A 17,492-nucleotide genomic window follows, 5' to 3' on the forward strand; every position below is an offset into this window, starting at 1 on the left:
GCGCCAGATGTACGGAAGAGCAAAACTCGATCTCCTGCAGGCGCGGTTGATCGGTGCGTCGTAGACCTGCACAGCAGCAAATGTGCGTCAGAGCCGATTTTCGATAAAAGTGACGCTTCGCAATCGAAACCACCCTAATGTTACGGAACTGCGGTGGCGCGCATCGGATACCGGCAGCAACATCGGGACGGCAAGGGCATGGATCTGCCTGTCTTCCCTGTGGCTTTTTATGGGTAAGTGCTATCATGTGTGCCTGAGCACACAAACTTCAAACAAATGTCACGTAATCGTAATTTTAAGCGTCTAGCTCTCTTGTAAAACCAAGCAGATACGACGATGAGCCCGTAACGACCCCTGTGGTCACACGGGTCGTGCGCAATGATATTGGCACATCAGTTTTCATCACCTTTTTGTCAAGAGCAGCCAGCGAGCATCACGCATGACACGTCCAACCTCCCCTACCCTGGTCATCCGCCCATGGATGGAAACCGACTCCATAAACGAAATGACCGTATTGCTGCATCGTGCATATGGCGGCCTGGCGAGAATGGGGCTGCGCTTTATGGCCACTCATCAGAAAGATGAGATTACCGCAAAGCGCATTGCCGAAGGTCAGTGTTTCGTGGGTATAATAGACGGTCGAATCTGCGGCACGATCCTATTCAAGAATGCGAGCCAAACCAGGGGCTGCGCCTGGTACGATAAGCCGGAAGTGTCGAGCATAGCGCAATTCGGCGTCGAGCCCGACCTACAGGCCAAGGGGCTTGGCCGTCAGTTGATCGCATTTGCCGAAAAACAGGCGATTGCCAGTGGTGCGCGGGAATTGTCGCTCGATACGGCTGAGCCTGCCACGCATTTGGTCGATTGGTATACCCGTCTTGGCTATCGCTTCATCGGCCATGAACAATGGTCCCACACCAATTATCGCAGCATCATGCTGAGCAAGACTCTATTGGCAAGTCCGTAGAGCCAATCCGCCATGTTAGACTTTGTGCGGTAATGTGGGATTATGGACTCGGTTGCATAAACTTCAAGTAAGTGTCACGCGTCTGTGATTTTGGACCTCTAAATCTCTCCGCGAAGCAAGGAGAGACCTTTGTCGAAACTTCCAGCAGCCGGCAGGCATCAGAACATTGTAAGCCTCGTCAACGGCGGCCATGGCGTGTCGATCGCGGCGATGGCCGAGACTTTCGGGGTTTCCACCGAGACGGTGCGGCGCGATCTCGTGGCACTAGAGCGCAATGGCGCGCTGCGCCGCGTCTATGGCGGCGCGATCCCTTCAGACCGAAAGGCGCCGCTCGAAGAGCGGGTATTGATGGAGCGGGCCGGCAAGCAGGCCATCGGTCGCAGGGTCGCCTCGTTGATCGAAGCAGATCAATGGATATTCATGACTGGTGGCTCGTCGGTGCTGGCTGTTGCCGAGGCGATGCGCGATGGTCCGACGGTTTCTGTAATGACCAATATGCCGGCGATCGGTGAAGCGTTGCAGGCAGGTCAGCGTCACCGCGTTCATTTCACCGGCGGTGAATATAACGCGTCAGCCAAGATGCTGATGGGTGACGAGGTTTTCGATGCGATCGAAAACTGCAGCTTCGATCTTTCCATCGTTGGCGTGTATGGTCTCGACGAGCGCTTCGGCCTTGTAGAGGAAACGCGCCACAATATGCGGCTCAAGCTGCGGATCGTCAGCCAGTCGCGCGACGCGATCTATGTGGCCGACCACACCAAGATTGGCGCACCGGGTCGCTACCAATCAATTCCTTTCAAGGACATCGGCACTTTCGTCACCGACGAACAACTCGCCCCCCATTTTAGCGCTCTGCTCGCGGAAGCCGGCACCAACGTGCTTTACCCGGACACAGCGGAAAATTCACTTCCTGAAGCAAAGGCGCATGGCCATGAGTGATATCGCCCACGTCATCATTCTTGGCGTTGACGGGCTGAGGCCCGACCAGATCAATGCCCTGACCATGCCGAACCTTCATGCCCTCAAGCAAAGGGGTGTAGTCAGCAGCGATCACCGTACAGTGTTTCCAAGCGAGACACGCGGTGCCCTGACGGCGCTCGCCAGTGGTGCAAAACCCGAAAGCACGGGCGTCCTGGGTAACGATTTCTACGCGCGTAGTGGCAGCGGCAGACTTGCCGGCACCGACACCATCCATGACTGGCGCTATGGTGAGGCCCATTACGCCGGCGGCATGGTGCGCACGGTCAACCTCAGCGAAACGCTCGCGAAAGCCGGCAAGTCCTTCGCAGTCGTCACCTCCAGCGGCCAGGGTTCCTTTACGGCGCTCAATTGGAAGGGAGCCGATTTCGGCCAGATCGGTTTCAATGTTCGCCACCCCCAGATCGCCTTCCCGCATGATCTCGCCATCGACATCACAGCGCGCCACAAGGTCCCAAGTACCGGCTTCGAGCGCGGCGCCGAGGCAAAGGCCATCGATATCTTTGTCAATTCCATATGGCCGGCCAAGAGGCCGGCTGCCTCGATCATCTGGTTGACCGAGGTCGATAGTGCGTCCCATCTTCACGGCCTCGGCGCCGAGGGACAGCTCGAAAGCCTACACCAGTGCGATGCGGCAATCGGCGCTCTCCTCGACTGGCGCGAGCATCAGGCGGAGCGCGAGACGATCGCCGTCTTCATCACATCCGATCACGGTCACTCCACATCATCACGCTTCATCAATCTCGACGATGCCTTCAAGGCGGCCGGCATTCGTGCGGCCACACGCTTCGACGATGACATAGACATCATATTCCGTCGCGGGCGAGCGCCAGGCCTGTGGTTGCGTCGGTATGACCGGGGACTCCTTCAGGCGGCATTTGATGCTCTCGTCGCTCAGGACTGGTATGGCGCAAGCTTCACTCGCGCCATCGAGCCCGGCTCGCCACTTGGAACGATTGAGGGAACGTTGGCGCTGGAGTTGACTGGTGCCGCGCATTACCGCGCCCCCGATCTCTATCTCAACCTTGCCGGCGACAACGAACCGAATGAATTCGGAATACTCGGCACGTCGATCTGCGATGTTGGCAACTACAAGATTGACGTCGGCGGCGGCACTCATGGCGGCATGCATGTGTCCGAACTGACGGCCGTGCTGATTGCCGATGGCCCAGGCCTCAAGGCTGGCGGTCAGGTCATCACCACCCGCACCGGCATTACCGATCTTGCGCCGACGAGCCTGCATATGCTGGGCGTCGCAGCGCCAGACACCATGACCGGCCGTGTGATGCACGAGCTGCTGGAGCACGGTGAAGCAGTTGCCCCGCCGGTCATTGAAGAGTTCATGGCCACGGCCCAGGGGAAGACCTCGCATCTGCGCTTCGGCCGCGTCGGGTCACAAAACTATGTCGATGAGGCTTGGGCCTCGCCGGCAACAGCGGCTGTCAGCCAGTCGACAATGCTTGTCGAGCCGCCAGCCGAGTAACGCGTACCGTTTCTAGAACCCATCGCGCTACGGGGTGATCTCGCAGCGTCCATCGATCGCGCCAGCCTGCCGAAATCCTCTTCGGTGGGTCATGGCAAAGCCATGCCGCGGGCAAGCGGCCTCACCGGAGACCTCAATGCACACGACTTTCAAGACCTTCGCTCGAGCTGCCGTGATAAGCAGCCTGTTCCTCGGCGTCGCCTCCTCGGCCTGGGCACGCGACACCATCATCAACGTCGCCGTGCAGTCCATGGGCACAGCTGGTTCGATCGAGATCAACGAGAACAACGGCACGGCTGCACGCAAATTCCAGAATTCCGTGTTCGAACAGCTTATCGCACTTGATCTGCAAGACCCCAATCTCGCGTTCAAACCCGGTCTGGCCAGTGAGTGGAAATGGATTGACGACAAGACGCTCGAACTCAAGCTGCGCCCGAACGTCAAGTTCCACAATGGCGATGTCATGACTGCCAAGGATGTCGTCTTCTCCTTCTCCGACGAGCGCTTCGGATTGCTGCCCGCGCAGATTGCTGCCCGCGACAAGGGCGAAACCACGTTTGCCCGCGCCGATGGTAGCAAGGGTATCGTACCCCCTGCGGCCGTCGCCGCCAGCCGCGCCTCCGAATGGCCATTGCTCGACCATGTCGAAGCCGTCGATGACCTTACCGTCCGTATCATCATGAAGAAGGCGACGCTTGACACGGAAGCCCGCCTCGCTCGCGTCAATTATGCCGGTGTCATCTCCAGGCGCGGCTTCATGGAAGCTGCCAGCTGGAACGCCTGGGCCGCTAAGCCAATCGCTACCGGCCCGTATAAGGTCGAAAAGCTGGACCCCGGCTCAGCAGTTCATATGGTCGCCAATGCCGACTATTGGGGCGGCAAGCCTCCGATCGATAAGCTCAACATTCTTGTCGTGCCGGAAGCGGCCAGCCGCGTCAACGGACTGATGTCCGGCGAATATGACATCATATCCGATGTCGGCCCTGATCAGGTGCCGATGATTGAGGGATCGTCCGATTACAAAGTGGTCGGCGGGCCGGTCGCCAATATTCGCTTCATCGCACTCGACGAAAACAATGGCCCCCTCAAGAACGTCAAGGTGCGTCAGGCGCTCAGCCACGCGATCGACCGCAAGACCATTGTGGAAGCGCTCTGGGGCGGTCGGACGGGAGTGCCGCAAGGCTTTCAGCATCCGCTGTTCAAGGATCTCTTCGCCACCGATCACCAGACCTCGGACTATGATCCTGAACTTGCAAAAAGGCTGCTTGCCGAATCCGGCTACAAGGGCGAACCGATCACCTATCGCGTCCACGATAACTACTATCCCAACGAACTGACAATCGCACAGTACAATCTCGAAAACCTGCGAGCCATCGGCTTCAATATCGATTTTTCCGTCATCGACAATCCCAACGATCCCGGTCCCGACCGAATGATGCAGGATCTCTCCAATACGGCCTATTTCGCCTTTCCGGCTGCACTTCTGGCCAACAACTGCCCGAACGGTGTCTACAACACCAAGACCAATCCGAAAGGCGGCATGTGGCAGAATGATGAGTTCGACCGCCTCTGCAACGTGATCAATGCCTCCACCGACCGTGCCGAGGTCAAGAAGGCCTTCTCCCGTGCCCTCGACATCATCGAGAACGAGGATCCCGGCATGATCGTTCTGCACCAGAACGCCATTCTCTACGGGAAGCGCGCAAACATCGAATGGGCGCCATCCGCGATGTTTGCGATGGATTTCACACCCGGCCATTTTGCGGTCAAAAACTAAAGAGCCCGAGCGGGCGGGCGCTTCGGCACCCGCCCGCTGCATTCCCGACACTGCAGGACGACCATAGTGACCAACCCTTTCATGCGGCAGCCCCTCCCGATCGACATGAGCAATGGCAGCTGGAACCATTTTCGCGATACACCGCCGGCAGCGGCCAATGATGTGCGTATCTATGCCATTGGCGATATCCACGGCCATCTCGATCACCTGCTGGCCATGCAGGCCGCCATCGACGCCGATCGTGCATTACATCCGATCGGCCGTGCAATCATCGTCTATCTCGGAGATCTGATCGATCGTGGTCCGCATTCGCGATCGGTCATCGAGCGTGTCGCAGCCGAGCAAGCTGCCTCTGACGAGAAGACAGGTATCGTCTGCCTCAGCGGCAATCACGACGCCTGGCTCAACGAGTTCCTGACCGACGCAGCCATTCTACCGCTTTGGGGCCGCAAGGGCGGACTTGAGACCTTGGTGTCTTATGGCTTCTCTCCCGAGGAGGTCTTGCGCGCCATGGCCAATTCTGCGACCGCCGAGGTCATGCGATTGGCGCTCATTGCCCGTATGCCTCAGCATCACAAGGATTTCATTTCCCGCCTACCGCTATCCTATCAACTAGATGGCTATTTCTTCGCCCATGCGGGCGTCAATCCCGACCGTAGCCTGACGGAGCAGCGCAAAGAGGATCTGACCTGGATACGCGACCGGTTTTTGACCTCGGCGATGGACTTCGGGAAGGTCGTGGTGCACGGCCACACGTCTGGCGCTGCCGTCGAAAGTCTGCCCAACCGCATCAATGTTGATACGGGAATCTACGCAACCGGTGTTTTGAGCTGCGTGGTGCTCGAGGGTGTCGCTCGACATCTCATCACCATCGACCGTAACGCCTTGCGCGCGTTCAGCGAACAGCAGATGGAATCGCAACATGGCTGAAGTTGTCCCGCTTGTTGATATTTCCAACCTCTGCGTCGACTTCAGCGGCCGGCATCATATCGCACGTGCCCTGCACGGCGTTAGCCTGTCCGTTGATCGCGGCGAGACGCTTGGCATTGTCGGCGAGAGCGGTTGCGGCAAGTCGATCACCTGGATGGCGAGCCTCGGCCTGCTTGGCGCCAACGCGCGGGTCGAAGGCTCAGTGAAGTTGGACGGTCGGGAACTCCTCGGATTGGCAGAGCCGCAGCTAAACGCGATCCGCGGCGGACGTGTGGCCATGATCTTCCAGGATCCGGCCAGTTCGCTCAACCCACTGCATCGGATCGGTTGGCAGTTGACGGAAGCTCTGGCGTTGCACCGGAACATGCATGGTGCGGAAGCACGCAAAGAGGCCGAGCGCCTGCTCGATCGGGTCGGCATCGCCAACGCCTCCAGGCGTTTGGGCGAGTACCCGCATGAATTCTCCGGCGGCATGAACCAGCGCGTAATGATCGCCATGGCGCTGGCTGGAGATCCCGATCTGTTGGTGGCTGATGAACCGACGACGGCGCTCGATGCAACCATTCAGGCGCAGATCCTGGACCTCCTCGATGATTTGCGCCGCGAGCGCAACATGGCGCTCGTGCTGATCTCGCACGACCTCGGCATGGTGTCAGAAATGACCGAGCGTGTCGTCGTGATGTATTGCGGACGCGTCGTCGAGGACACGCCGACAAGTAAGCTCTTCACCAATCCTGCCCACCCCTATACGCGCGGCCTGATTGGCGCTCTTCCGGATCTTGAAGGGCCGCGTCGCAGGCTGACTGCCATTCCGGGCACAGTGCCGCCACCTGACCGCTTGCCCACCGGTTGTCCGTTTTCCCCTCGCTGCTCCCTTATGACGCAATCCTGCACGCTTGCCGTGCCGACGCTCCGCACCGTGGGGGGTCAACTTGGGCATCGTGCCGCCTGCATGCTGATATCGCCATCAGTCATACCGCCCCATGTCGCAGCAGGAGCCACGCTATGAAAGGTGCACTTGAAGTCCAAAATCTGTCCCGCAGTTTCAAGTTGCGCCAGCGCGGTCTGTTGTTCTCCCCGACCAAACGCCTGAAAGCTGTCGACGGAATATCCTTCAACGTCGCACCCGGCGAAATGCTTGGCATAGTCGGCGAGAGCGGCTGCGGCAAGTCGACGACGGCCCGGTTGCTGCTTGGACATATTCCAGCAAGCGGCGGAGAGATCCGGTTCGGCGGAGAGAGGGTCAACGCCAGGCCGGATGCTGAATGGCGACGCATGCGCGGGCGCTTGCAAATGGTCTATCAGGATCCGCTAGCCGCCCTCGATCCTCGTCTTGCCGTGGGATACCAGATCGAGGAGCCGCTCATCGTCCACCGGCCGGACCTCGCAGCCGCCGACCGCAAATCGCTTGTTGCAGACGTCATGGGACAGATTGGTCTACTCGCTCATCATGGCAGCCGCTATCCGCATGAGCTTTCGGGCGGCCAGCGCCAGCGTGTCGTCATCGCCCGCGCACTCGTCACCAACCCTGAACTTCTGGTCTGCGACGAGCCCGTGTCCGCGCTTGATGTCTCAGTGCAAGCGCAAGTTCTCAATCTGCTCGAAGATGTTCGGGCCCGCATTGGCTTTACCGGCATATTCGTCAGCCACGATCTCAAGGTGGTCCGTCAGATCGCCGAACGTGTTGCTGTGATGTATCTCGGACGCATCGTCGAGATCGGCAATGTCGACGAGATCTTCGCCAATCCGGCTCATCCCTATACTCGCGCACTCATTTCGGCTGTACCTGTGCCGGGACGCAGCAGGCGCAGTCGCATCATTTTGAACGGAGATCCGCCGAGCGCCGTGAATGTGCCGAGCGGCTGTCCATTCCATACCCGCTGCCCGGAAACGCGCGTCGCCTGCCGCTCCACCCGTCCCGATCTTGTCGAAATGGGCGAACGAGCAGTGGCGTGCCACCTTGTCAACGACCCCTCCCTCTCCGGCATTGAGGCGGCTTGAATATGGCTCAGTTCATTCTCACCAGGCTTTTGCGGGCGCTGATGACGTTGTTCATTATCGTTACCTTTGCCTTCTTCGTTATGCGGCTGTCGGGCGATCCTCTCAGCCGGTTTTTCGACGTCGCCACGACGCCGCCTGAGGTCATCGAGGCGTTCCGCCGCCAATGGGGTCTTGATCAACCAATATGGGTGCAATTCTATAAATACCTTGGCGCCGTTTTTCACGGCGATCTCGGTAATTCGATGCGTGAGAACCGGCCCGCCCTTGATGTCGTACTCGACCGGCTTCCGGCAACGCTTGCCATTATGGCGCCAACACTGGTGTTGAAGACAGCGCTTGGTCTGCTTGCGGGTATTACCGCTGCGCTCCATCGCAATTCTGTGTTCGATCGGCTGATCATGTCGATCTCGGTGTTGGGTTTTACCGTGCCGACCTTCGTCCTTGCGCTCGTATTGGCGTTGGTCTTCGCGGTACAATTGCGTTGGCTTCCATCCGGCGGCTACGCAACACCGCTGCACATGGTATTGCCCATCGTGACGCTATCCATCGCCGGGTCAGCGGTCATTGCGCGCTACGCCCGCTCGGCCATGGTCGAGGTGCTCGGGCAGCCCTTCGTAAGGACCGCTCGTGCCAAGGGTGTGCCATGGACGAAAATTATCAGTCGCCACGTATTGCCGAATGCGGCCGTACCTATCGTCACCATCTTCGGCTTCATGCTCGGCTCAATGGTTAGCGGTGCCGTCGTGGTCGAAAGCGTCTTCTCATGGCCTGGGATCGGTCGTCTGCTGATCTCATCGGTCACCTCTCGCGATCTCGCAGTGGTCCAGGTCATCCTCCTGCTCATCGGCGCGATGATGGTCATATCCAATTTCATTGTCGATCTTCTCTATGGCGTGATCGATCCACGCATGCGCGGCCCGCGCCAAGCCGAAACATAGGAGCATTGCCGATGACTGCAGACGTCGAAAACGCAGCCGCCCCCAGCGTCATGGTACGGCGAAAGAGCGGCGCCGAGGCCTTCTTCACCGCTTGGCCACCGCTGGTGCTGATCTCCCTTTCCTGGCTCGGGCTGATGATCCTTGTCACGCTCTTTGCCTATTGGCTCGCTCCCTATGATTTCATGGCCACCAATGTCCTGGCGCGCCTTCGTCCCCCCGCTCTTTTCGGCGGCACATTCGAACACCTGCTCGGCACGGACCAGCTGGGGCGTGACGTCTTCTCCCGTGTCATAACCTCGATCCGCATCTCGATCATCATCGCCGTGGCAGCCACCGTCATCACCACTATTATCGGGGTGACGCTCGGATTTCTCTCCGCCTATTTTCGCGGCTGGGTCGACCAGGTGATCCTGATGCTGGTCGACGCGCAGTTGGCCATGCCTTTCATGATCATCGCCATTGCCATATTGGCGTTTCTTGGCAATTCACTGGTTATCTTCGTCCTGATGCTCGGCCTCAACGGTTGGGAGATCATCACCCGCATTGCACGCAGCCTGGCGATCTCCGCCAACGCACGAGGTTACGCCGTGGCGGCGCGGGACATCGGCGCCTCGCCGGCCCGCATTTATCTGAGACACATTCTTCCAAATATCGCGACAACAATCATCGTCGCCATGACGCTCAATATTCCCGGTGTCATCCTGCTCGAATCGAGCCTTTCCTTCCTCGGAATCGGCCTTCAGCCGCCGCAGACCAGCCTTGGTAATATGGTGGGCTATGGTCGCGACTACATCCAATCGGCTCCCTGGATCATGTTGACGCCAGCCGCCGTCATCGTTCTCACGACGCTTTCGGTATCGATCATCGGCGACTGGCTGCGCGACAGATTGGATCCGACCCTGTCCTGAATGATAACTTACAGATCCTGGTCGATCACGACCTCAGCCTATCTATATGAAAGCTCAACTCTGAATTCAGCATGATCTTCCAGATTGCTACGTCCTGCACGACACTTAGGCCGTAGATTCGTTGTGGCGGAGAATGAGGCGAACGCCGGTTTGGTCAGCAAGTGGCCAGATTGTTTATTTGCGTCGCGATCTCTTCCAGCTTTGCATTTCGCATGACCTCGTTTGGATATAGATATAGCGGTTCAATCAACAAGTTTCGCTCGAATGAATGGTTCAGCCTCAAATGAAAATTCGGGCTAAGGCATCGTGAAACTCGACAGGCCGCAGCTTATCCGGCCGGCCACCTTTCTTTTGGCTTCGTCAGCACTTCTGTTGTGCAGGGCGGTTGATCATCCTGAGTAGGCAGTCATCGGCGGGCGGTACCGCCTGTGAATCGGCGCGGTGATTGGGAGCTAATCGGCGTGGCAAACTGTTGATATTTCAAAGATGGGCGGGGTCATTCGGCGACGCCGGTTCACAGACAAACTTCCAACATCTGCCTCCAGGCAGGCTCGCAATGAAACGAAAACTTGGGCAAGTTCTCGACACAAATGAACGCGGGAATCCATCCGCTACACAATACCCGTCCAGTTGCCGGGACAACTTTGGCGCCGGCGCTGCACATTCAAAGCACAAATATTCTACAAATTTTGTAGAAAAAGAACGACCTGTCTTTCTGAGGTACTCGGGTCCCGCTAGCATTCTGCGCATAACCAGCTGAAGCAAATCATAGGGATATAGACATGCCGACCGAATTCATCAGCGTCACCTTTCCGAATGCCTCGACCGAGCTCAACCCCCTCGAAAATCCCGCACTCGACCCGCAATTCATCGAGCGTTATGCCCGTTCGCTCGACGACTATGGCTTCAACTATACCCTCATTCCCTATGACAGTGCATCCTTCGACCCGTTTACGATCGGCGCAACGGTGGCTGCGCACACGAAGAACATCAAGATCATCATCGCGCTTCGTCCTAACACGATCTATCCGACGGTTGCGGCGAAATCACTCGCAACACTCGATCAACTGAGCAACGGGCGCGTAGTTGTTCACTTCATTGCCGGCGGAAGCGATGAAGAACAGGCCAGGGAAGGCGACTTCCTCGACAAGCATCAACGTTATGAGCGGCAGGAAGAATATATCCGCATTCTTCGCCGCGTCTGGCAGTCGAGCGAACCCTTTGACTTCGATGGCCGCTACTATCAATTCAAGCAGTTCCACAGCCGCGTGCGGCCGGTCAACGGTACCATCCCGGTATCGGTTGGCGGATCATCGGATGACGCCTATCGCATCGGCGGCGAACTCGCCGACATCTTCGGCCTGTGGGGTGAGCCGCTGGCGGAAACCAAGCAGCAGATCGATCGGATCTATGCCGAAGCCGCGCGTGCCGGGCGCAAGGACCGCCCGCGGATCTGGGTGACCTTCCGCCCGATTGTTGCCGAGACGGATGAGCTTGCCTGGGCCAAGGCGCATCGCACGCTCGATCTCTTAAAGGAAAATCGCGCAAGGGGCCTTGGCAAGGTACCGCCAACCGCACCTTCCCCGCAGAATACCGGCTCGCAGCGGCTGCTTGAAATCGCCTCGCGTGGCGATGTGCATGATCGGGCTCTTTGGTACCCGACGGTGACGGCGACCAATGCGCGCGGTGCGTCCACCGCTTTGGTCGGCTCGCCAAGAACGATTGCTGACTCCATTCTCGATTACGTCGATCTTGGCGCGGATCTGATTTCGATCCGAGGCTATGACAATCTCAACGACGCCATCGACTACGGCCGCTATATTCTGCCGCTCGTCAGGGCGGATCTGGCGGAGCGAGAAGCACCCCGGCAAGCCGTCGCATGATCCCTCATCATGAAGATCGTTTGGCGAAGGCCATTTCGATCGTGTCTGCAAAGACAAGCCATGCGCTACAAATCCTGCGCATGGCATTCCTTACTGCTTCAAAGAGGCTGATGCAAAGTGTTCTATAGCACCATCGATCTGGCGGAGATCACCCGCAAGCTGGCTGCCGCGGCGCCCGCGGCGGATGAATCGGGCGCTTTTCCCTGGCCCGGCATCGAAGCTGTCCATGCCGCGGGTCTCCTTGAAAGCACAGTTGCACCACGGTTCGGCGGAAAAGGTGCAGGCATTGCAGATGTCGGACGTATCCTTGCAGCGCTTGGTCGCGGCGACCCTTCGGTCGCCTTGATCAGCGCGATGACCATATTCACCCATCTCGGACAGGCAGCGGGCAGCAAATGGCCGGAGCCGCTTTATCGACGTTTGCTCGACGACGCGCGCGATCACCCGATCCTTTTGAACGCGGCGAGAGTCGAGCCGGAGCTTGGTTCTCCCGCCCGGGGCGGGCTTCCCAGCACATTCGCGCGCCGCACAGCCGGCGGATGGGCGATCTCAGGGCGCAAGCGTTTCGTTACCGGCGCACTCGGCCTGACGCATTTCCTTGTCTGGGCACGCACCGATGAAACACCGCAGCGTGTCGGTACCTTCGTCGTTCCATCTCAACGCCCTGGCATCAAAGTGATCGAAAACTGGAAGAGCCTGGGAATGCGAGCCAGCGGCTCGCATGACGTCGAGTTCTTGGATGTCGAGGTACCGCTCGAAGACGTCCTCGATCTTGTCGATGTTTCCGTTGGTACGCAGGACAACCGTGCCCATGCCGCCGCTTCCGTCGCGCTGACCGCCATATATCTCGGAGCCGCGGAAGCTGCCCAGGAGGCATTCATCCGCTTCGGCCATGAACGCATACCCGCCAATCTCGGCGCTCCCATCGCAAAAACGGAAAGGTTCATTTCCGCAGCCGGCGAGATCGACCTGCTCGTAGGCGGCGCGAGACAGATCCTTTTCAACGCACTTGATCATTCGCTGGATGAACCGGAAGCGCTGATCAGGGCGCGTCTTCTCGCGGCGCGCAACATACGTGACGCGGTTCAGCTTGCCGTTCGCACCCTCGGCAATCCCGGTCTCAACGGTGATCTGGGGATCGAGCGGCATTTCCGTGATATCCAATCTGTTCTTGTCCACGCCCCCCAGGAAGACACTTCTGTTTCCATCCTCGGACGGTCCGCATGTGACAGATGGAGCAAGAAGACAGAAGAGCCGCCGCATCCCTTCATGGGAGAAAAGGCACACAATGCACCTCTCAGCTCCAGGCAAGCAGACGACACAAGAGAGCTGCTTAATGCCGTTTCCGGAAGGCGAGCATGACGAGATACATCATCATCGGAGCCGGCGCTGTCGGCGCCAGCCTTGCCGCGCAGTTTGAGCTTTCAGGCGTCGACTATGCGCTTGTCGGACGCGGCGCCCAGATCAGGCGTATCATCGATCACGGCCTCGTTTACCATCGGCCCGCCGGCATAAGGCAACTCCGCCTGAATGCCTTCGATACGGCAGAGCCACCGTCGTTGCAGCGATCCGATATTCTGCTCCTAACGGTAAAGTCGCAAGATGCTGCAGAAGCCGTTGCCTTTTGGGCATGGCGGCCGATCGACAATTCCGAGGAACTGGCAGCCTCCGCCCTGCCGATCGTCACATTTCAAAATGGCCTGGTCACGGAAGCGGCAGCTCTTAGATTTTTTTCGAATGTCTACGGCGCCAGCATCCTGACACCTGCCCGCTTTACGGAAACCGGACATGTCGTGGTCGGGGGCGATCCGCAGGTGGCGATCGTGACCATGGGTCGTTATCCGTACGGCACCGACGAGACGGCGGCCAAGGTCGTCCTGGATCTTAGCCGATCGGACTACATCGCCGAGACAACGAGCGATATCAAGCGATGGAAGGCGGCGAAGCTCCTTCACAATGTGCGCAATGTGCTGGAGCTCTTCGACGGCGCAGACGACGAGCGAGCGGCATTCGGCACCGCCCTTGTCGAGGAAGCCGAGACGGTTTTGAAGGCGGCAGGCCATGCCTTCGCATCACCTTCGGAACGGACCATCAGTATTGCACACTGGAAGATCGCCGAAAACTCCGGCATTCGACCCGGTCAGCAATCGACCTGGCAGAGTTTCACGCGGGGCGCTTCAAGCGAAGTCGACTACCTCAACGGCGAAATCACTCTTTTCGGGCGTCTGCATGGGATAGCGACGCCCTATAATCGTGCCGCTCAGGAAATTGCCGGATCGACGGCGCGACAAGGTGGCTTCACGGCTCTCCTTCCTTTCGCTAGTCTGCGCCGGCTTGCCGAGAACTACCTGTCTTTCTCCACCCCTACCCCTTCGAGGCCGAAAGCACATCAGACGGGCTAGTCCCGAGATCATACAATGACCGCATCCGGACCGACGCAATGAAAATATCAGATCATATCCTGACCACCGCTGGCACCCTTTTCTACAAGGAAGGGATTCGCGCTGTCGGTATCGACCGCATTGTCGACGAAGCCAATGTAGCAAAAGCCACACTCTACCGACACTTTCCGTCCAAGGATCATCTTGTCGCCGCCTATCTGACAGAACGTCACGAACGCGTTCTTCTTCAGTTGAGAGAAGTCACATGCACTATGGCGCTGCAGCCGCGTGAACAGATCGCCTTGATTTTCGAACGCCTGTTCGAAAAGGCCGACAGTCCGGAGTTTCGCGGCTGCGCCTTTGCATTGGCAGTCGCTGAGCACGGTGATTCCGCGCGCGTCGTGTCCATCGCCCGCGAGCACAAGAATGCTGTACGCGATATCTTCCGTTCCGTCATGGCGGCCGCAAGATGTCCGACCAAGCAGGTGGCGGCGCACATGTCTCTGCTTTACGAAGGGGCACTGGCGACGGTTGCTGTCGGCCGTGATCCCCGGGCTGTTCTGGTGGCGCGTGACTGTGCGCTGTCCGTCTTCGATATGGCCACGGCAGTGACCTTTAAAGCGACTGCATAATTCATCCCGTCAGGAGAAAAGCCTTATGACCAAAACCATTGATTATTTCTTCGGGATCGGATCACCGTGGGCCTATATAGGCCTTGATGCGTTTGTCGAAGTCGCGGCGCGATCCGGGGCCGAGATCCGTCCCTATCTCATTCCGCTGATCGTCGAAAATGGCGCTATCTATTCGCGCGATCGCCCTGACGCGCGTCGCGCTTATGGGTTGAAGGATCTCCTGCGCTGGGCTGCTCTTCGCGGCAAGCAGCTCGACTTCACAAACCGTTCGGCACTCTGCGACCCAACGCCCGCGGGCTTTCTTGTTCTCGCAGCTCAGCTCGAAGGACAGGATTGGGTCGCCCTCGCCCGGGCGCTGCAGCACGCCTTCTGGGGCACCGCTTCCGATATCGGCAACGCCGATGTGCGAAAGGCGATTGCGGATGCCGCAGGCTTTGACGGTGCAGCACTGGAGGCTCGCGCCGCTGGCTCCGATATCTCGGAACTCTGGGGCAGCAATCGCGAAGTTGCAAAGGAAGCCGGTGTCTTCGGCCTGCCGACTTTCCGTTATGAAGGCGAGCTGTATTGGGGACAGGACAGCCTGCCCTTCCTCGAACGTCATTTGTCGGGCGAAAAGCTGGTAGCCTGATAAATCACTGAGAGACTTCGGGCCGAATGGGCCTGAAGTCCATAGCATTCTTGCCATGTCGGAGACCGCAGGGACCATACCCATTCTGCTGTCGATCCCGACAAGGGCGGTACCGAGGCGCTGAAGGCCAACGAGGGCTGCGACCCGCCCAACCCTCACCAAGCCGCCTGAAAAATGCTGATCCCCGCACAAGTCGAAAACCGACAAAATAATCCATAAATTTAGTAGAAAAAGAACAACCAGTCTTTCTCCTTTTGGTTCCACCTGAATAGGCTTTGCTTCAGATTTCGCAGAACCCGAACCATCAGGATCTCTCCATGACCGAACGCCTTTTCTCGCTGTCTCTTTCCCGGCGCCGTCTGTTGCTCACCACTTCGGCCGTGGCGACCGGCGCCTTGGTGGCGATGGCGGGTCTAACGCCGGCGCACAGTGCCGGTGAGCCGGCCAATGGAGGCGACATCACCTTCCTCATCGACTCTTTGGGCGATAGCTGGATCCCGAATAACAGCGCGATTTCCAGCTTCCAGGGCCACATATGGGGTCACGTCACCGACAAGCTCGTCTACGTGGACGCCGACGGCAAGGTCACCCCGTGGGTCGCCGAGCGTTGGGAGCAGAATGACAGTGCCACCGAGTTCACCCTCCATCTCAAAAGTGGTGTAACCTTCTCGGACGGCACCCCCCTCGATGCGTCTGCGACAGTCGCCAATCTCGACATCTGGTATGCCGGACGCAAGAAGGAAGGCATCAACCCGATCGGGCTATTCCCGAAGACCTATGACCACGCCGAGGCGGTCGACGCAACCACGGTGAAGGTCTTCTTCAAAAAGCCGACGCTCGGCTTCATTCCGACCCTTGGTTATCACGGCTCCATCCTGATCTCGCCGAAAACCCTGGCACAGCCGGCAGCACAGCAGGCCGATCTCAGCAAGACCTCCGGCAGCGGACCCTATGTGGTGGATTCGTGGAAGGAAGGCGACTTCGTCAAGCTCACCAAACGCAAGGATTACAATTGGGGGCCGGCAGCCGTCGGTCATACCGGTCCGGCCTATCTCGACACAATCACCTATAAGCTGGTGTCCGAACCTTCGCTGCGCGTCGCCGCGGTCCAGTCCGGCCAGGCAGACATTGCCTATAACGCCTCGCCGCAGGAACTGACGTCGCTCAAGCAGGACGGCTTTATCGTCGCGACACCGCGTTATCTCGGCTTCGTCAACGGCTGGGCGATCAACACGAAACTCGCGCCTTACGATGACGTGAAGGTACGCCAGGCCTTGCAGACAGCCATCAATCGCCAGGAAATCATCGATACGGTCTATACGTCCGACTGGAAGCTCGCGACGTCGTTCATTCAAAGCAACGTCCCCGGCGCGACCGATCACAGCGACCTTTTGACCTACAATCCCGACAGGGCTGAGAAACTCCTCGACGAGGCGGGCTGGGTCAAGGGAGGCGACGGCATCCGCGCCAAGGATGGCAAGCAGCTGTCATTGACGCTTAATTCCAACCCCTATCTCGTAACCTCGAAGTCGATCGACGAACTCATCGCCCAGCAGCTCGGCAAGATCGGCTGGAAGGTCGATATCCGCGCCTATGACGTCGTGACGTTCGGCCAGAAGGTTCAGTATGGCGGCGCCGGCGTGCCGGCCTACGAGGTGACGCGCAGCTTCATCGATGCCGGGACGGTCGCGAGCATCCTGACCGACGCCAATAACGGCGAGAACTGGTTCGCACTCGGAGAGAGCGACACAAAGATCAACGAGCTGCGCGACAAAATCGCCGGCGCCGGTTCGCTCGAGATCAGAAACCCGCTGCTGGACGAGCTTCAGAAATATGTTCTCGAGCAGGGCTACTTCATTCCGCGCACACAGATGGTTCAGCGTATCTACGTCCAGTCCCCGAAGCTCAAGGGCGAGATATACAACGGCATCGCCTATGCCAGCTACTACACGGCGACGATCAGCGACTAATCCACAGCGCAACCAA

The 17,492-nt window shown here is 58.6% G+C and carries 15 protein-coding genes; all 15 read left to right on the forward strand.

The features are described 5' to 3' along the window. Positions 1 to 439 precede the first annotated feature (439 nt). The 15 genes from BJ928_RS35885 to BJ928_RS35955 all read left to right on the forward strand — a co-directional run bounded on the left by BJ928_RS35885 (position 440) and on the right by BJ928_RS35955 (position 17,476). The gene (locus BJ928_RS35885) at positions 440 to 967 is read left to right on the forward strand and encodes a GNAT family N-acetyltransferase (RefSeq protein ID WP_047634164.1); all 528 of its coding nucleotides are present in this window, start codon (positions 440 to 442) and stop codon (positions 965 to 967) included. Positions 968 to 1,096: 129 nt separating this feature from the next. Further along, positions 1,097 to 1,906, forward strand: coding sequence for a DeoR/GlpR family DNA-binding transcription regulator (locus tag BJ928_RS35890; protein WP_047634163.1), 810 nt, complete (start codon positions 1,097 to 1,099; stop codon positions 1,904 to 1,906). After that, positions 1,899 to 3,428, forward strand: coding sequence for an alkaline phosphatase family protein (locus BJ928_RS35895; protein ID WP_047634259.1), 1,530 nt, complete (start codon positions 1,899 to 1,901; stop codon positions 3,426 to 3,428). The genes BJ928_RS35890 and BJ928_RS35895 overlap by 8 nt, the downstream gene beginning before the upstream one ends. A 136-nt stretch (positions 3,429 to 3,564) precedes the next feature. Beyond that, positions 3,565 to 5,205: an ABC transporter substrate-binding protein gene (locus BJ928_RS35900; RefSeq protein ID WP_047634162.1), complete on the forward strand. Its 1,641-nt coding sequence runs from the start codon at positions 3,565 to 3,567 to the stop codon at positions 5,203 to 5,205. A gap of 66 nt (positions 5,206 to 5,271) precedes the next feature. Beyond that, on the forward strand, positions 5,272 to 6,135 hold the full coding sequence (locus BJ928_RS35905) for a metallophosphoesterase (protein ID WP_052227832.1): 864 nt from the start codon (positions 5,272 to 5,274) through the stop codon (positions 6,133 to 6,135). Then, the gene (locus BJ928_RS35910; RefSeq protein WP_047634161.1) at positions 6,128 to 7,144 is read left to right on the forward strand and encodes an ABC transporter ATP-binding protein; all 1,017 of its coding nucleotides are present in this window, start codon (positions 6,128 to 6,130) and stop codon (positions 7,142 to 7,144) included. The genes BJ928_RS35905 and BJ928_RS35910 overlap by 8 nt, the downstream gene beginning before the upstream one ends. Beyond that, on the forward strand, positions 7,141 to 8,136 hold the full coding sequence (locus BJ928_RS35915; RefSeq protein ID WP_047634160.1) for an oligopeptide/dipeptide ABC transporter ATP-binding protein: 996 nt from the start codon (positions 7,141 to 7,143) through the stop codon (positions 8,134 to 8,136). The genes BJ928_RS35910 and BJ928_RS35915 overlap by 4 nt, the downstream gene beginning before the upstream one ends. A 2-nt stretch (positions 8,137 to 8,138) precedes the next feature. After that, positions 8,139 to 9,074: an ABC transporter permease gene (locus BJ928_RS35920; protein WP_047634159.1), complete on the forward strand. Its 936-nt coding sequence runs from the start codon at positions 8,139 to 8,141 to the stop codon at positions 9,072 to 9,074. A gap of 11 nt (positions 9,075 to 9,085) precedes the next feature. Continuing rightward, positions 9,086 to 9,982, forward strand: coding sequence for an ABC transporter permease (locus BJ928_RS35925; RefSeq protein WP_047634158.1), 897 nt, complete (start codon positions 9,086 to 9,088; stop codon positions 9,980 to 9,982). 782 nt (positions 9,983 to 10,764) lie between these two features. Continuing rightward, positions 10,765 to 11,865, forward strand: a complete 1,101-nt coding sequence (locus tag BJ928_RS35930; RefSeq protein ID WP_047634157.1) for an LLM class flavin-dependent oxidoreductase — start codon at positions 10,765 to 10,767, stop codon at positions 11,863 to 11,865. A 117-nt stretch (positions 11,866 to 11,982) separates the two neighbouring features. Continuing rightward, positions 11,983 to 13,227, forward strand: coding sequence for an acyl-CoA dehydrogenase family protein (locus BJ928_RS35935; protein ID WP_047634156.1), 1,245 nt, complete (start codon positions 11,983 to 11,985; stop codon positions 13,225 to 13,227). After that, the gene (locus BJ928_RS35940; RefSeq protein ID WP_047634155.1) at positions 13,224 to 14,267 is read left to right on the forward strand and encodes a 2-dehydropantoate 2-reductase N-terminal domain-containing protein; all 1,044 of its coding nucleotides are present in this window, start codon (positions 13,224 to 13,226) and stop codon (positions 14,265 to 14,267) included. The genes BJ928_RS35935 and BJ928_RS35940 overlap by 4 nt, the downstream gene beginning before the upstream one ends. A gap of 38 nt (positions 14,268 to 14,305) precedes the next feature. Further along, positions 14,306 to 14,878, forward strand: a complete 573-nt coding sequence (locus BJ928_RS35945; protein ID WP_047634154.1) for a TetR/AcrR family transcriptional regulator — start codon at positions 14,306 to 14,308, stop codon at positions 14,876 to 14,878. Between the two features lie 25 nt (positions 14,879 to 14,903). Next, entirely contained in the window at positions 14,904 to 15,506 is a 603-nt protein-coding gene (locus BJ928_RS35950; protein WP_047634153.1) for a DsbA family protein, read from the forward strand. Between the two features lie 317 nt (positions 15,507 to 15,823). After that, positions 15,824 to 17,476, forward strand: a complete 1,653-nt coding sequence (locus BJ928_RS35955) for an ABC transporter substrate-binding protein (protein ID WP_047634257.1) — start codon at positions 15,824 to 15,826, stop codon at positions 17,474 to 17,476. Positions 17,477 to 17,492: the final 16 nt, after the last annotated feature.

Source organism: Rhizobium sp. WW_1, from assembly GCF_003610155.1.
Lineage (GTDB): Bacteria > Pseudomonadota > Alphaproteobacteria > Rhizobiales > Rhizobiaceae > Rhizobium > Rhizobium tropici_A.

Bases quoted from the DNA above. Each gene is read 5' to 3' on its own strand.
- BJ928_RS35885 (WP_047634164.1), top strand. From the start codon at position 440: ATGACACGTCCAACCTCCCCTACCCTGGTCATCCGCCCATGGATGGAA.
- BJ928_RS35895 (WP_047634259.1), top strand. From the start codon at position 1,899: ATGAGTGATATCGCCCACGTCATCATTCTTGGCGTTGACGGGCTGAGG.
- BJ928_RS35900 (WP_047634162.1), top strand. From the start codon at position 3,565: ATGCACACGACTTTCAAGACCTTCGCTCGAGCTGCCGTGATAAGCAGC.
- BJ928_RS35910 (WP_047634161.1), top strand. From the start codon at position 6,128: ATGGCTGAAGTTGTCCCGCTTGTTGATATTTCCAACCTCTGCGTCGAC.
- BJ928_RS35915 (WP_047634160.1), top strand. From the start codon at position 7,141: ATGAAAGGTGCACTTGAAGTCCAAAATCTGTCCCGCAGTTTCAAGTTG.
- BJ928_RS35920 (WP_047634159.1), top strand. From the start codon at position 8,139: ATGGCTCAGTTCATTCTCACCAGGCTTTTGCGGGCGCTGATGACGTTG.
- BJ928_RS35925 (WP_047634158.1), top strand. From the start codon at position 9,086: ATGACTGCAGACGTCGAAAACGCAGCCGCCCCCAGCGTCATGGTACGG.
- BJ928_RS35930 (WP_047634157.1), top strand. From the start codon at position 10,765: ATGCCGACCGAATTCATCAGCGTCACCTTTCCGAATGCCTCGACCGAG.
- BJ928_RS35940 (WP_047634155.1), top strand. From the start codon at position 13,224: ATGACGAGATACATCATCATCGGAGCCGGCGCTGTCGGCGCCAGCCTT.
- BJ928_RS35945 (WP_047634154.1), top strand. From the start codon at position 14,306: ATGAAAATATCAGATCATATCCTGACCACCGCTGGCACCCTTTTCTAC.
- BJ928_RS35950 (WP_047634153.1), top strand. From the start codon at position 14,904: ATGACCAAAACCATTGATTATTTCTTCGGGATCGGATCACCGTGGGCC.
- BJ928_RS35955 (WP_047634257.1), top strand. From the start codon at position 15,824: ATGACCGAACGCCTTTTCTCGCTGTCTCTTTCCCGGCGCCGTCTGTTG.